Annotated in this window: 14 protein-coding genes; 8 read left to right on the top strand and 6 right to left on the bottom strand. The window is 47.3% G+C overall.

Annotation, left to right across the window (positions count from 1 at the left end):
- Nucleotides 1-4: 4 nt before the first annotated feature.
- A complete protein-coding gene (locus ACWIB3_RS03955; RefSeq protein WP_454290947.1) occupies nt 5-3,292 on the bottom strand; it encodes a SusC/RagA family TonB-linked outer membrane protein in 3,288 nt (1,095 codons plus the stop codon).
- 128 nt (nt 3,293-3,420) lie between these two features.
- Here ACWIB3_RS03955 and ACWIB3_RS03950 point away from each other — a divergent pair, with 128 nt between their 5' ends.
- Nucleotides 3,421-4,128: a FadR/GntR family transcriptional regulator gene (locus ACWIB3_RS03950; RefSeq protein WP_093099333.1), complete on the top strand. Its 708-nt coding sequence runs from the start codon at nt 3,421-3,423 to the stop codon at nt 4,126-4,128.
- A 12-nt stretch (nt 4,129-4,140) separates the two neighbouring features.
- Here the strand turns inward: ACWIB3_RS03950 and ACWIB3_RS03945 are convergent, their stop codons facing one another.
- The 4 genes from ACWIB3_RS03945 to ACWIB3_RS03930 all read right to left on the bottom strand — a co-directional run bounded on the left by ACWIB3_RS03945 (nt 4,141) and on the right by ACWIB3_RS03930 (nt 7,919).
- Complete coding sequence (locus ACWIB3_RS03945; RefSeq protein ID WP_093099334.1) at nt 4,141-5,397, bottom strand: metallophosphoesterase; 1,257 nt, start codon at nt 5,395-5,397, stop codon at nt 4,141-4,143.
- Between the two features lies 1 nt (nt 5,398).
- Entirely contained in the window at nt 5,399-6,433 is a 1,035-nt protein-coding gene (gene hemH / locus ACWIB3_RS03940) for a ferrochelatase (RefSeq protein ID WP_093099336.1), read from the bottom strand.
- Between the two features lie 93 nt (nt 6,434-6,526).
- Nucleotides 6,527-7,375 carry a 4-hydroxy-3-methylbut-2-enyl diphosphate reductase gene (locus ACWIB3_RS03935; RefSeq protein ID WP_093099338.1) on the bottom strand — a complete coding sequence of 283 codons (849 nt, stop codon included), beginning with the start codon at nt 7,373-7,375 and terminating at the stop codon, nt 6,527-6,529.
- A 106-nt stretch (nt 7,376-7,481) separates the two neighbouring features.
- Nucleotides 7,482-7,919 (bottom strand): hypothetical protein, encoded by a 438-nt coding sequence (locus tag ACWIB3_RS03930; RefSeq protein WP_093099339.1) that lies wholly within the window; start codon nt 7,917-7,919, stop codon nt 7,482-7,484.
- A gap of 240 nt (nt 7,920-8,159) precedes the next feature.
- Between ACWIB3_RS03930 and ACWIB3_RS03925 the strand changes: the two genes are divergently transcribed.
- The 6 genes from ACWIB3_RS03925 (at nt 8,160) to ACWIB3_RS03900 (ending at nt 13,084) form a co-directional block, all read left to right on the top strand.
- Nucleotides 8,160-10,670 carry a PAS domain-containing protein gene (locus ACWIB3_RS03925; RefSeq protein ID WP_454290946.1) on the top strand — a complete coding sequence of 837 codons (2,511 nt, stop codon included), beginning with the start codon at nt 8,160-8,162 and terminating at the stop codon, nt 10,668-10,670.
- On the top strand, nt 10,639-11,016 hold the full coding sequence (locus tag ACWIB3_RS03920) for a response regulator (protein WP_093099342.1): 378 nt from the start codon (nt 10,639-10,641) through the stop codon (nt 11,014-11,016). The genes ACWIB3_RS03925 and ACWIB3_RS03920 overlap by 32 nt, the downstream gene beginning before the upstream one ends.
- Nucleotides 11,017-11,307: 291 nt before the next feature.
- Nucleotides 11,308-11,628: an ArsR/SmtB family transcription factor gene (locus tag ACWIB3_RS03915; protein ID WP_093099344.1), complete on the top strand. Its 321-nt coding sequence runs from the start codon at nt 11,308-11,310 to the stop codon at nt 11,626-11,628.
- 2 nt (nt 11,629-11,630) lie between these two features.
- Nucleotides 11,631-12,095, top strand: coding sequence for an SRPBCC family protein (locus ACWIB3_RS03910; protein WP_093099345.1), 465 nt, complete (start codon nt 11,631-11,633; stop codon nt 12,093-12,095).
- Between the two features lie 6 nt (nt 12,096-12,101).
- Nucleotides 12,102-12,485 carry a DoxX family protein gene (locus ACWIB3_RS03905; protein ID WP_093099347.1) on the top strand — a complete coding sequence of 128 codons (384 nt, stop codon included), beginning with the start codon at nt 12,102-12,104 and terminating at the stop codon, nt 12,483-12,485.
- Nucleotides 12,486-12,496: 11 nt separating this feature from the next.
- Nucleotides 12,497-13,084 carry a YdeI/OmpD-associated family protein gene (locus ACWIB3_RS03900; RefSeq protein WP_454290945.1) on the top strand — a complete coding sequence of 196 codons (588 nt, stop codon included), beginning with the start codon at nt 12,497-12,499 and terminating at the stop codon, nt 13,082-13,084.
- A 127-nt stretch (nt 13,085-13,211) separates the two neighbouring features.
- On the opposite strand, the gene ACWIB3_RS03895 is transcribed toward ACWIB3_RS03900, so the two are convergent.
- A complete protein-coding gene (locus ACWIB3_RS03895; RefSeq protein WP_185213107.1) occupies nt 13,212-13,700 on the bottom strand; it encodes a CinA family protein in 489 nt (162 codons plus the stop codon).
- 381 nt (nt 13,701-14,081) lie between these two features.
- Between ACWIB3_RS03895 and ACWIB3_RS03890 the strand changes: the two genes are divergently transcribed.
- Nucleotides 14,082-14,273 (top strand): hypothetical protein, encoded by a 192-nt coding sequence (locus tag ACWIB3_RS03890; protein WP_454290944.1) that lies wholly within the window; start codon nt 14,082-14,084, stop codon nt 14,271-14,273.
- Nucleotides 14,274-14,376 lie beyond the last annotated feature (103 nt).

Here is a 14,376-nt window from a genome sequence, read left to right as displayed (position 1 = left end):
AGGTTTAAAAGGTTAATTGAAGACCGAATATGACCGTTCTTGGCAATGGGTAACCACCCCCGCCCTGTCCTATGGATCCGCTTTCTGCAGAAAACAGGGTATTGGCTGTCCAGTATTGGAGGTTCTGCCCGGTTACTGAAACGCTTAAATCTTCCATCTTGATCTTGTTGGCCAAAGACCTTGGTAAGCGATACGCCAAGGAGATCTCACGGAATGCCAAATAATTACCCTTGTTATAGAACATGCTGCTTTCGCGGCTGGTATTGTTCTTAAACAATTGATCTGCCCAGTAATAGGTTGGGTATTTTGCATTCGTGTTCTCAGGCGTATAGGTATCCAATACTTCAGTTGTGGTATTGAACGTTCCCTGCATCATTCCCAAAAACCAAGCTCTAGGTCCATCATAGGCAACATATCCCAATGCATAGTCGAACCTAGCACTCAAGGAGAAATCTTTGTAGGTGGAGTAAAGGCCAAATCCTCCGGTCCAACGCGGAACGGTATTCCCCATGTAAACCCTATCGTAGGAATTGATGATGCCATCTTTATTGACATCTCTCCACATCACGTCCCCCAAAGCCAATGGATAATGCAGGGATTTCTCTGAAGCGGTCATCGCATTGAATACATCTGGATGCACCAAGGTTCTCGCGCCGATCAAATCCTTTAACTGTAGAGCATAATTATCCAAGTCCTGTTGGTTACGGATGATACCTAATGCTTCGTATGCATAAGCCACGTTTGGATCCTGTCCTTCTTGCAAACCGCCAACCCATTCTAGTTCCATGGTACTCGGATTATATACTTGGAAACCATTCTGGCGGTTGTTTTCAACACCGTTATATGGCAGCTTTAAGATCTTGTTCTCGTTGTATGCCGTATTCCAATTGAAGCTCAGGGTAAAGTCATTCGCACGGACTTCTTGGTAATTCAGGTCAATCTCTACCCCTTGGTTTTGCATGTCGCCATTATTGGTGCTAATGGATGTAAAGCCAGCTGAAGCAGGTAATTCAAGTGTAGCAATTTTATCTGAAGTTGTTCTATGGTAATAAGCCACAGAAAGATCTAGCCTATTCAACAATCTGGTCTCTAATCCTACTTCTTTGGTAATCAAACTTTCCCATCTCAGGTTTGGAATACTTAAGCTGGTCATGCCATAGCCTACATTACCATCATATTTTGAAGTTCCATAGGTCCCTTGCAAAGTATATGCACCTATGCTTCCGATATTTCCGTTCGCACCATAACTAGCCCTTAATTTTAAGGAATTGATCACCTGGTCAGCGCCCATAATATTGGCGAAGAAGTCTTCATTATGTAGGTTCCAACCCAAGGATACCCCTGGGAAAGTTCCCCAACGATTATTCAATAGGTTTGAATAACCATCACGACGCAAGGTCAAGGTCATTAGATAGCGCCCATCATAATCATAGTTCAAACGTCCGAAAAAGGATGTGATCCTATTTCGGACATGGTAAGAATCGATACCTCGGCGGTTTGCCTCGGTACTGGTCAAGCCTAGATCCATGAAATCATCCGATGGCGCGCCTGAACCCGATGCCGAAAATCCGGTATTATAGGAATCAAAGAACTCCCATCCTGCCATGGCATCAAAATTATGTTTCTCGCCAAAAGTGTTTTTATAGTTTAAAACCGCATTATAGGTTTGGTTCAAGGTCTTATCATAGCTTGCCGATGAGTTACGAGTCCTTACCCAGTTTCCCGGGCTGGCCAAATAATCTCTGTTGAAGGACTCATTATTGGTTTGGTTGATAAACCAGTTTCCACTTGCTCTCAAGCTCAATCCTTCATATAGATCAATTACAAAAGCTTGGGACATCGTAAATTTCTGGTTTTGGTTATTGCGGATAAAACGGTCATTGTTTACCGCGGGGTTACCATCTTGCCAGTCACGTCCTACCAATAGGTCTCCATTTGCGTTATAGCCTCGCATGGTTGGAGGAGCACCCAAAGCACGGGTCATATAATTGCCCTCCCCATTGATGGCATCTCTCCATTTCGTATTCGCAAAGTTCAATCCTGAATTGGAGGTAATCCAAGGCTTGATCTTGTAATCTCCATTTAGGATAAAGGTCAAACGATCGTAATTGGTTCCAATTGGTACCCCTTGTTCATAGTATTTACCCAAACTTGCATAGTATTTACTCTTATCATTACCCCCTTGTACCGCAAGGTTATAGTCTTGGGTCAGGGCATTTTTGCGCAATGCATAATCGGTATAATCGAAATCCTTGTAGATCAATTCTTTCCCCGTTACAGGGTCGATCATTGTTTGGTAGCCTTGTCCCAATAATTCCCTATTGGAATCATCCAAGAACATGGTGCTCCAAACGGCATTGCTCACTTTGTTCCCATCCAATATATTGCCCTGGTCATCCTTGTATTTGTTGCCGGTTCCAAAAGGACCCACAGAGGTCAATTGGTTCAACTGGTTTGGTTGGTACATCCCAGAGGTCTGTACCCCTTTTCTAGACCAGTACAAATAGTCCTTTGCATCCAGGAACTCAAACGGAATATTCAAGGAATTGACACCGATCTTAGATTTCAGCGAAATATTGGACACGCCATCTTTACCGCGTTTTGTGGTAATCAAGACTACCCCGTTAGATGCCCTAGCGCCATAGATAGCCGTGGCAGAAGCATCCTTTAATACATCGATGGACTCGATATCGTCTTGGTTGATATCCGAGAATCCTGAACGGATCAAACCATCCACGATCACCAAAGGCGATCCGCCGCCGCCGTAGGTAGTTCCACCACGCAATACAATGTTCGGAACAGAACCCGGACGACCGGAAGTCTGTTGAACCCTCAAGCCGGGAATTGTTCCAGCCAATGCGGATGCAGGGTTTGAACGGACCCCAGTCTCTAAGACGCGTTTGTCCAATCTGGACACAGATCCCGTCAGGTTCGATTTCTTGATACTACCGTATCCCAATACCACGACTTCCTCTAAGTCTTCCCCAGAAGGATCAAGGGAAATCCTTACTGAAGCCAGGTTCTCTAAGGTGAGCTTGTGTGATTGATATCCGATTGAAGAAAATGAAATTACATCCGACACTTTAGCCTGTACGCTAAATCCTCCCTGTTCATCGGTCTTTGTAACATGCCCTTGTGTCTGGTTTGAAACGGTCACCCCCTCCAATGGATTCCCCAAAGGATCTGTAACCGTTCCCTTTAAAGCGGTCTGCGAAAATGCGGCAAAATGGATGCAGCACAGAATCGCAAGCAACAGGCTCCCCCGCAATGAATGGTAAAAAAGGTTTGTCATAATTTAATGATTTAAAAAAAATTGGATTATGTATAACATAATAATTACCAAATGTAATACATAATGTTTTACTTCCAAATTTTTTTTTAATATTATTGTACCGTGGCCATTATGACGATATTGTGAAAATGGGACCAGATAGAAATATGGAAAAACTTGGAACAATAGACACCTCGAGTTTGGTGGACCGGGCAGAAGCAAGGATCATACAGTTCATCCAGGAACGGAACATGGGCGTAGGGGACGTACTTCCAAAAGAATTGGATTTAGCAGATAGCCTAGGTGTGAGCAGGACCGTTGTCCGGGAGGCCTTACTCAGGTTAAAGACCATTGGTCTGATAGAATCCATCAAGCATAAAGGTGCCGTGCTTAGGAATCCCGATGTCTTGGGTTCATTGAGAAAGGTATTCCACCCTTCTATTTTAGATAATGAGACCTTGAAGGAAATGTTTGAAATGAGATTGGCGCTGGAAGTGGGCATGGCTGATTTTATTGTCAACAATATCACGGATGAGGATATTGTAGAACTTGAAAAGATAGCAAGCGAGATTGTTTCCGGGGATACCGCAAATCCTTGGCATGTAGAGGATGAGATCCGTTTCCATGGGAAGCTATATAAGATCTCCAAAAACAAGATACTGTTGGAACTGCAGGAGATGCTCTTCCCTATTTTCCAATATGTACATCAAAGTGGATTATTGGAAAAGGACATCATGAAAGGTGATTTTATTTCGCACAAAGAGCTGGTCCAGGTATTGAAATTAAGGGACGCTGAAGCTTATCGAGATGCTATCAGAAAACACCTGAACAATCATTTTGCAAGGATCCTTGGTTGAGAAAAGGTGTAATTAACCTTTAACCAGTTCAAAAATGGTGATCTCTGGTGCAATACCGACCCTACCAGGATAGCCCAAGAAACCATAACCTGTATTGACATAAAGTTGGGAGGTTCCCTGTTTATAGAGTCCTGCCCATTCCTTATAGATATATTTGGCTGGGCTCCATTGGAAGTTTTCCCCTCGGACTCCGAATTGCATTCCATGGGTATGACCTGCAAACATGACGTCCACATCGGTTTCCAGTACCTGTGCGCGCCAATGGGATGGATCATGCGACAATAATAATTTAACAGCTTTTTCTTCTGTTCCCAATAGTGCTTTAGGAAGGTCTCCTTTTTTAGGGAAACGGCCCGTTCCCCAGTTCTGTACCCCGACAATGGAGATTTCCCCATTGCCTACTTTCAAGGTCCGGTTCTCGTCCATCAAAAGGTCCCAACCCATAATCTTATGGGTTTCGATCAAATCCTGCAGGTTTTTACGTTTGGCTGGCGAGTCGCCCGGACCAAAGTAATAATCGCCATAATCATGGTTGCCCAAGGTAGAATACACCCCTAGATCCGCTTTGACATGGGCAAAGATATCTTGATAATCACGCATCTCCGAGGCAACATTGTTCACCAGATCACCGGTAAAGAAGATAACATCGGGCTTTTGTGCCAGCAGGAGCTCTACTCCGCCCATGACGGCTTTTTTATTATAAAATGAACCGGAGTGAACATCTGAGATCTGCCCGATGGTCATTCCATGGAATTCCTTCGGTAAGTTCGGAAGCACCAATTTCTGGCGTCTCACCCGATAATCATAAGCTGTGGAAATTACGCCCCAAGCCAATGGGACCATTGGAAGGGCAGCAACTATTATCCCTGATTTCAACAGGAAGTCAGAACGGGAAATACCCTTTTTAGGGACTTCTGGCAAAGGTTCTTCCAAAGTCTCCAATCTCTCTTCCAGGTCCTTGCCCTTGCCCCTGGAGAACAGACGTCCAACCCAAATCCCCCCTCTTCGCAGATCATCGACGATCAAGACGATGGCATAGACAAACTTGCTGACCGCAGTCAGGAAAAAGGCCACCAGGATAATGGAACGAACCGAAAGCGGAATGCTATATTGGAATGAAATAAATAATCCTACCAGCAAAGACAGTGAATAGCCCCACCATAGGATGGTGAACCATCTCGTCTTGACAAATCTGATATTCGTCGCCCTAAGCGCAAAAAATATATAGAAGTCTAGTAAGAATAATATTACTGCATTTAATTTTAACATCTTAATTCCCGTTTTCCAACACCATTCGTTTCAGGGCTTCGATCCATTTCGGGCTACCGTTCAGGCTTTCCACCATATGGACCTCCTCTCCGCCCATTTCCTTAAATTCATTAGCGTATTCAACCTGTATCTCATCCAAAGTTTCGATGCAATCGGCTACGAATGCAGGACTGAACACCAAGAGCTTTTTCTTCCCTTGTTTTGCTAAATCATGCAGTGTGTCTGAGGTATATGGCTGGATCCATGGGGTTTTTCCCAATCGTGACTGGAAACAGACCGTATATTTCTCCTCAGGTATGTTCAACTTTTCTACGATAGCGCGCGTGGTTGCATAGCATTGTGACAGATAGCAAAAGGATTTCATTTCTCTCTTGCAAGAATCGCACCCAAAATCAGGACACTCCAATTCTCCCTTTGGGTCAACCTTTCCCAACTGTCGAACGGGCAGCCCATGGTAACTGAACAGGAAATGGTCATATTCGCTCAGGTCATGTTTATGGGCATTATCTGCGATGACCTCGACCATTAAAGGGTTGTCGCAATAACTGCTGACGAAACTTACCTTGGGAAAGTATTGCCAGCCGCGCATCAGTTCCATGACACGGTCGATGACCGAACCGGTCGTTGCCGAGGCATATTGTGGAAAAAGCGGGATGACGATAATGGAATCCAGGAACATGCTTTCCAAGTTTTTCAATGCATTGGGAATCGAAGGTTCCTGGTATCGCATGGCCAATTCCACATGGTATTCTTCACCTAGTTCCTGCTGCAACATCTGTTGCTGCAAAACACTGTAGTACATTAACGGGGACCCGGTTTCCTCACTCCATATGGTTGAATAGGTATGAGCGGATTTTGAAGCCCTTTTAGGAACGATGATTCCCTTGACCAACAAGGTCCTTGAAACAAAAGGGATGTCCATCACGCGTGGGTCCATTAAGAACTCTGTCAGGTATTTCTTTACTTCGCCGGTAGTCGGTGAATTGGGGGTACCCAACTGGACCAACAATACACCCTTTTTAGCTTTTTTACTCATTCTGAACACAAAATTAGGCAATATTTATAGCAAAACAGGCGCAATGGTAGATTTCAACGGCCAGCATCAATGAATTTTAAATTGAAATGACGATTAATAGGATTCAAGGGTTTCCTTTACCTTCCTCATCAGCCACATCGGGGTAGATGTGGCCCCGCAGATCCCGATAGTCTCATTGTCCGCAAATGTGCGGGCATCCAATTCCTCGGGGCCGGATATAAAGTAGGTATTCGGGTTGACCTTTTTACAGACATCAAATAGGACCTTACCGTTCGAGGATTTCTTTCCAGAAACAAATATGACCTTTTCAAACTGCGCGGCGAATGTCCCCAGATCTTCATACCTGTTGGAAACCTGCCTACAGATGGTGTCATTGGCCTTTACCTCATACCCCCTGTTGATAAGCTCTTCCTTGATCGCATAGAAACGATCGACGCTCTTTGTGGTCTGGCTGTAAAGGGTGAATTGAGCTGGCAGGTCCGCTCCATCAAGCTCATCTATATCCTGGAAAACGAGGGCCTCATTGTTGGTCTGTCCCTGCAGACCGATGACCTCGGCATGTCCATGCTTCCCGAAGATCAAGATCTTCTCGTTTTCATCGTGTGAAGTCTTGATACGGTTCTGCAACTTCAGCACAACAGGGCAAGAGGCATCGATAAGGGTGATACTGTTCTCCAGGGCCGTCCTGTAGGTTTCCGGAGCTTCCCCATGTGCACGGATCAGCACCTTCTCGTTCTTTAGGCCTTGCAGTTCACCATGCGAAATAATGCGCAAGCCCTTGGCTTTGAGCCTGGCGACCTCCTCGTCATTGTGGACGATGTCCCCGAGACAATACAGATAGCCATCCCTGTCCAGGATCTCTTCTGCCATATCAATCGCATAGACGACCCCGAAACAAAAGCCCGAGTCCTTGTCTATAGTTACTTGCAGGTTCTTTGACATGGTACAAAGTTAAGTAATTTTGTTAACACTCCTTGTGATTGGCGGCAGTTTTTACATAGCCTCAGCAAGCTATTCGGGCTGGCCATGGGGCCCAATAAAAGTCCAGCTAGAGCTTCTGGTCCTGAGCCTGTTGCACGATGAGCTGTTCATGTAGAACCTCCACAAGCGCCGGGAAGAACCCATGGCTCTGGGCCATAATGGAGAGGTAGGATTCGGTGAAACCCCGCTCAATCCTCCTACAGTGCAGGAGAACATCGTTTATGTCCTCCTTTCCAACATTGCTCCCCATCGCAAAGAACTTTCTTGCCATCTCTCCCTCCCCAGGCGCGCAAACTTCCTCAAGTGAGCCCAACGCCATGGCAAGGGCATTGAACTGGAGCCTGAAATCAATCGATTTTTGCATTTTGTCCAAAAAGACCTTCCTAAGTCCAACATGTCCCTTGCTGACTGCGTGCTCAGAGGCCCATCTATAACCCTCTAGCCTGGTCGCGTTCGCTGAGATGGCCTGGACCAGAAGTTTCAACCTTTTTTCGAGTTCTGGCATGACTTTAAAAGTACAGTTTCTGTCAAGGAATAAACATTTAATTTGCACATTTGTTCATATGGGCCACATTTAGAGTAGAAATACCGCAGTGCCGACCTGCAATTACCTCTTCCGTCAAGTTCGAGAAAATGCAGGTCGGCTGGCACTGGGCTCGGAAAAAAAACGTAAATTCGTATCCTCCATGGGGCAAATCGCACTATGGAAGAGACTAAATTGCCAGACACCTAATTCGACAAACCAATGGAACGTGACGATCTCTTTGACCTTTCCCCTATCCCCATGTGGATATTAGACAGAGCAGACCATTGTTTCCTTGCAGCAAACAGGGAGGCCCAGGGGCTCTATGGGTTTTCCCTCAATCAGCTCACGAGCATGGCCCTGAAGGACGTCCTTGCGGATCCGGACACCGAGATAAAGGATCATAGCACCGGAATTGCCGAAGGGATTGTCCAAAGGCACCGAAACCGGGATGGGGGGACCTTCTATCTTAGGCTCAACACTGCCCCAGTCACATATGCTGGCAGGGCGGCAATTCTGGTAGCCGCAGTAGAGGTCGAACAGGACCCTCGTCCACTTATAGACCAGAACAAGGACCTTGGCGCCCATTCGTTGCTCGACGGTGCAGGAAAATTCATGTTCGCGGACCTCGACCACTGCAGGTTGTTGGGATGTGCCCCGGGGGAGCTATTGGGCCGTAAACTCCTCGATTTTTTACATCCGGAGGAAAGAAGGCTCTTCTCAGGGCTCCTTGAAAGTCTCATGCAAGGGGGATCGTTCCCATCGGGGACCTATGCACTCATCCGTGAGGACGGTGAGCGGAGGTGGATGGCATGCGACCTTTCTGTTGTTTCGACTGGAAAGGGAAAGGCCGTCAAGGTCGTGCTCTGGGACGTGACCGAAAAGACCGAACGCCAGCTGCACGAACAGGCCCTCGAGCGGATCGAGAGGGGGATCACCGAAGCTACATCGTTAGAGACACTCGTCGATAAGGCCATCCAGGCCATTCTTGGACTGCAGGAGGTCAGAACGGCAGAGATCTGGATCGTGTCCTCGGATCCTTCCTCCCTTGGCCTGAGGGGCAGGGCAAGCAGGCGGGATGGTCAGTACCTGTTAGAGGGGTTTTCACCGAGCTTCAGTTGCAGGAAGGGGGAGGGCATGCCCGGAAGGGTTTGGATGGAAATGGGGCCTGTCACCGCGCGATACGCCCCTCCGGGAAACCAGACTGCCTTTGGGGTCCCGATCCTAGCCGAGGGAAAGTTCCTGGGATGCCTGATATGCTACTCAACCGGACCGCTGGAAAGGCTGGAGGCCACTGGACCTTTCTTGGAAAGGGCAGCTACCCGGATTGCTGAACCGATTGCCCATAAATTGAAGGAGAGCGAATACCGGATGCTCTTCGACATATCCCCCGACCCGCACTGTATCATCGGTCGGGACGGCCAAATAGAGATGTGCAACAGCGCCTTTTCCGCACTGGTAACGACCGATGGGGCAATTTCCACTGGCAGCACCGTCCTTCAATTTGTGCACCCCGAGGACATCATGCGAGCAAAGAGGGATTTCATTTCCATGGTCAACGGATGGAGCACCGGTCCATACCGCTGCAGGGTCGCCACCGCTGAGGGCCATTTGCGCACATTGCTCTGGTCTGCTGCCATCTCGCGAGAGTCCATGCGGATCGTCGCCGTAGGAAAGGACGTTACCGATCAGGACAGAGCAGAGCAGGAACTCCATGGGGCCCTCAAGAAGCTCCAAAATGCCCAGAAGATAGCTAAGCTGGGCTATTGGTTCCGGCCGGTCGACTCCCAGATCTCGAATTGGAGCGAGGAGACCTACAGTATCTATGAGCGCGCCCCCGGCACATTCGTACCCACCATGGAGAACCTAAGAAACACCTTCTTTCCCGATGACCGCCACCTGATAGAGAAGGACCCTGCGCTCCTTCTGGAACCAAATGCCGCCAAGGGATTTGAACACAGGATAGTTACTCCCGAGGGAAGGATCAAATGGGTAAGGCAGGAGGTAAGGATGGTCACCTCAGAGGACGGCACGCCCCAGAAGCTAGAGGGTACCATCCAGGACATTACCGAAAGGAAATCGTACGAGGAAAGGCTATCCATGAGCAACGAGATCTTCCGGCTTGCCATGCTGGCGAGCAACGAGATGATCTGGCACGTAGACGTGCAAGGGAAAACCCATACCCGAGGGGGAGGGGGACTGCGGCCCATCGAACAAGATAGTCCCGAAGAGTTCTCCATAGACAATTCTTGGTTCACCACCATTTCCCCCAGCGACAGGGAAAGGGTCTGGGATTCGCTATGGAAGGTGATTGCCGACAAGGAACAGAATGCATGGTGTGCCGAATACCGAACAGTCGCAGCAGATGGCTCGGTCCACCACTACCAGGACAGGTGCCACGTCCTGCGAGACCCGGAGGGCAATGCAGTCCAGTTGGTCGGGGCAGCACTGGACGTGACCATTTCCCGGCGGCACGTTGAGATGATCGAGGAACAGAACAGAATCCTAAGGGACATTGCATGGTCTCAATCGCACCTGCTCAGGGCACCACTTACCAGGTTGATGGGACTTGCGGACATATCGATTCACCATGAGGGCGGTGGCCTCCAAGCGGTAAGGATCATGGAGCTCATCCGGGGATCGGCCGAGGAACTGGACATGATAATCAGAACAATGACAGAAAAGGCAAACTCAATAGAAAATGGAACAAAGGACGATACTCTTGATCGATGACGACCCCGTCATCAATTTCATTCACAGGACGATCATTTCAAGCGTTTTCCCGGAGAACAGGATACTTACCGTGGAGAACGGCCAATTGGCCCTTGAGCTCATCAAAGAGGAGCCTGACCGCCCATACCTGGTCTTTTTGGACATAAACATGCCAGTCATGAACGGTTGGGAGTTCCTGGATGCCATAAGGTCCCAAGGGGGAAGCCTCGACCTGTCCATCCACATCCTTACCTCATCTGTTGACTCTAGGGACATAGAGAGGTCCTCAAGCGATGAGCTCGTGGTCTCCTACCTGGCCAAGCCCCTGAGCAGGGCAGGGCTCCTTGCCCTGAGGTCAAGACTGTGATATCCATGTGCAATCGGGTTCGGGAATCGATACCTGCACACACCTCCGCGGGCCTGTTCTAGAAAGTCCCGGAACAGAGGGCTAGTTAAGAATATTCCAAATGACCCTTATGTCCCAATACCGGCGCTTTCCACGACCAAGGAGAAGTGCCAGGTGGTTTGCGACCCCCTGATCCAAAACAGCCGGTCAATGGGCCCAGTCCTTATTCCGGATCAACAGAGCAGAAATATTTTCCGAAAACATTGCGTAACCGAATGGCTTCGTTTATATTTGTAGCCAAATGACTTCATTATGAACTTAAGAAGGGACGTATTCCAAGCCATTTCAGATCCATCGAGGCGAGCAATCCTATTGCTGGTGGCTACAAAAGCCATGACGGCAGGTGCCATCGCTTCAAATTTTGCCACCGCAAGACCAACAGTATCCAAACACATACAGATCCTGATTGAGTGTGAATTGCTGACACAAGAGCAAATAGGGAGGGAGATTTATTACCATGCCAGCGCCTCAAAGATGAAGGAGGTCGCAGATTATATTGAACAGTTCCGCCAGATGTGGGACGACAGGTTCAACAGACTGGAGACAGTGATGAAAAAGTATAACAGGAAATAAAAATGGAAAACAAGACAGTAGTAAGTGCCGAGGATGGCACACAGGAAATCCTGATCACGAGGGTTTTTGACCTGCCCTTGGAACTGCTTTTCAAAGCATACGAAGAACCCGGGCTCTTTGAAGAATGGATGAACGCCAAAGTACTGAAAATGGACAACAGGGACCACGGCTCTTATGCTTTTGAAACTTGGCATAACGGAAAGGTGGTATTTCGGGCTAACGGGACTTTCCACGAATTTGTACCGCAGAAGAGGATCACACGAACATTTGAAATGGAGGACACCCCTTTTCCCGTTCAGTTAGAATTTTTGGAGTTTGAGGAACTGACAAACCAGACGAGCAAACTGACCATGCAGATAGTGTTCAGGTCCGTTGAATTCAGGAACCGATTATTGCAGATGCCGTTCGCACATGGCCTCAACATGGCACACGACAGGCTACAGGAAAAGGTTAATCGCTTAAAATAGCTGGATATGGCAAGGAAACGAAGAATTATCTATTGGGCGGCAACCATATTCCTGTCAATTGGGATGACCGCCGGGGGTATACAGCAATTGTTGCAGGTAGGTGGCTATAATGCGATCGTGAGTTCATTGGGATACCCTCTCTATCTATTGAGCATCCTCGGAGCCTGGAAATTATTGGGCGTAGCGGCTATCCTGATCCCGAAATTTCCGATACTCAAGGAATGGGCCTATGCAGGTTTCTTCTTTGCAATGTCAGGTGCCTTCGCGTCCCACCTTGCGGTTGGACAGCCATTCGGAGAAGCTGTACCATCATTAATATTGGTTTCGGCAACCGTGCTGTCATGGTACTTCAGGCCAGAAAGCAGAAAAATCACCCCTCAAAAAACCTAAAGAAGTTACCCATGGACCAGAAGATAATTGACCATTATTTTGCGGAGGCAGATAGATGGAAAGAGGAGTTCCAATTGTTGCGCGAGATCGTTCTTGAAAACACCTCTCTTGAAGAAACCTACAAATGGAAGCACCCCTGCTACACATTTCATGGGAAAAACATTGTACTGATACACGGATTTAAAGATTATTGTGCACTACTTTTCCTCAAGGGAGCTTTACTGAAAGATCCGCAGAAGGTACTTATCCAGCAAACCGAAAACGTACAATCGGCGAGGCAGATTAGATTTACCAGTATTGAGCAGATCGAAGCACTCCTGCCCATCCTCAAGGCCTTTATAGCTGAAGCCATAGAGATTGAAATGTCGGGGAAGAAGGTAGAGTTGAAGAAAGCAAGTGACTATCCAGTCCCTGAAGAATTCCAAAGGGCAATTGGAGAGGACCGGGACCTAAAAAAAGCTTTCTATTCCTTAACGCCGGGCCGGCAAAAGGGGTATTTGTTTTATTTCAATCAAGCTAAACAATCCAGGACCAGAGAGGCACGAATAGAAAAACACTATCAGCAGATTCTGGACGGAAAGGGTTTGGATGAAAAATAGGATGTATTGCCCCGGCATCCGTTCGGTACTAACTGATCAAAATCAACAGAGGGATGGCAGTCCAAAAGACTTGTCCCTGCATTGACGGATTCGGGCTGGGAATGCCGGGTAATATGGAGCCAAACATTTAATCGCAAAGGAGAGATTCCAACATGTCCAGGCTCGCGTTGAAAGCTGAAATAAATATGTGCGCGGCATTAAGTGAGGAAAAATGGAACTTCTGGGATATCACATTGTTTTGACAAGAAACACAGAGGAATACATCGCCCCTAACGGCATTGGCACTCCCTTCTGAATCACTGAAAGCCTTCCCCGTCACAGCTATGTGAATATCAGCAGGAATGACGGTCTCCAAACCCTGTAACATGGATTCCGTAACACGCTCTGACTCTGCAGAGAACCGGTCAATCAAGGAACCAGGAACACCCAGGACCTCTTTTTTAACATTTTCGGAATAGCATACGATAGAACCTTCCAAATAGTCCCCGGATTCAGTCTGTAAACTCCATATGCTCGTAAAAAAGCCTCCGGGCATGCTTTCTGCCAACGACAGTTTATACCCGCCTAGACTTATTAGTTCCCCAAGCCGGTTCAATTTCTTTTCATTTATTTTCATATGAATACACTAAAAACACATTTTACCTAGAACAATCGCAAAAACCATTTGTTGGAAGATCCCTTTGGATATTTTCCCAAACAGCACACCGGTCCTCCTTAATATCCGAAAGGTCACTTCAGGATCGACCCAAAATGGCTCCCTTAAATACGGGGAAAGCCGGACAGAAGACACCGTCCTAAACTTCTTTTCATCCAAATTGATTCCCCTCCCATCCCAAAGTACGCTAAAAGAGGTTAACCTGACCGAGGAATGGAATATCGGTTTTCAAAGAATAGAAATGATCACATTCCCATTATATTTTCCATGATGAATAAATGGACAATTAAAAACTTTATCCTCCTTCCGATTGTTCAAAGGCAAACGCTAAACGTGATGGACATGAAATCAGACAACAAAAGAGCAAAAATGCCCCAAGATGACAAGGCAGCAGGCAGCAACAGGAAAAAAACAGATAGCAGTAGGGGTCCGGAGACATTGCCCCCATTCATTCCCAAGGGAGAGGAATCAAACATACCCAAAGAGTTCCATCCAAAGGGCAATAGAGCCAATGGCACCCACAAAGACAAATAAAAGGTCAGTTTCCAATGACGGTCCTGACTCATACTGTTAAGGAAAAGGGAAACATAGGGAAAACAGCAGGTTGGCCTGCCAAGGTAACTGTTTAGGTCCGTAG

The organism is Sphingobacterium sp. NPDC055431 (assembly GCF_053644255.1).
Note: the sequence above shows the minus strand (reverse complement) of the source record. Positions and strands in the feature narration are given on the sequence as shown.

Excerpts from the sequence above, each read along its gene's own strand:
- ACWIB3_RS03910 (WP_093099345.1), top strand. The coding sequence starts at position 11,631 with ATGGAAAACAAGACAGTAGTAAGTGCCGAGGATGGCACACAGGAAATC.
- ACWIB3_RS03895 (WP_185213107.1), bottom strand. The coding sequence starts at position 13,700 with ATGAAAATAAATGAAAAGAAATTGAACCGGCTTGGGGAACTAATAAGT.
- ACWIB3_RS03890 (WP_454290944.1), top strand. The coding sequence starts at position 14,082 with ATGAAATCAGACAACAAAAGAGCAAAAATGCCCCAAGATGACAAGGCA.
- ACWIB3_RS03945 (WP_093099334.1), bottom strand. The coding sequence starts at position 5,397 with ATGTTAAAATTAAATGCAGTAATATTATTCTTACTAGACTTCTATATA.
- ACWIB3_RS03930 (WP_093099339.1), bottom strand. The coding sequence starts at position 7,919 with ATGCCAGAACTCGAAAAAAGGTTGAAACTTCTGGTCCAGGCCATCTCA.
- ACWIB3_RS03905 (WP_093099347.1), top strand. The coding sequence starts at position 12,102 with ATGGCAAGGAAACGAAGAATTATCTATTGGGCGGCAACCATATTCCTG.
- ACWIB3_RS03900 (WP_454290945.1), top strand. The coding sequence starts at position 12,497 with ATGGACCAGAAGATAATTGACCATTATTTTGCGGAGGCAGATAGATGG.
- ACWIB3_RS03920 (WP_093099342.1), top strand. The coding sequence starts at position 10,639 with ATGGAACAAAGGACGATACTCTTGATCGATGACGACCCCGTCATCAAT.
- ACWIB3_RS03915 (WP_093099344.1), top strand. The coding sequence starts at position 11,308 with ATGAACTTAAGAAGGGACGTATTCCAAGCCATTTCAGATCCATCGAGG.
- ACWIB3_RS03935 (WP_093099338.1), bottom strand. The coding sequence starts at position 7,375 with ATGTCAAAGAACCTGCAAGTAACTATAGACAAGGACTCGGGCTTTTGT.
- hemH (WP_093099336.1), bottom strand. The coding sequence starts at position 6,433 with ATGAGTAAAAAAGCTAAAAAGGGTGTATTGTTGGTCCAGTTGGGTACC.
- ACWIB3_RS03950 (WP_093099333.1), top strand. The coding sequence starts at position 3,421 with ATGGGACCAGATAGAAATATGGAAAAACTTGGAACAATAGACACCTCG.
- ACWIB3_RS03925 (WP_454290946.1), top strand. The coding sequence starts at position 8,160 with ATGGAACGTGACGATCTCTTTGACCTTTCCCCTATCCCCATGTGGATA.
- ACWIB3_RS03955 (WP_454290947.1), bottom strand. The coding sequence starts at position 3,292 with ATGACAAACCTTTTTTACCATTCATTGCGGGGGAGCCTGTTGCTTGCG.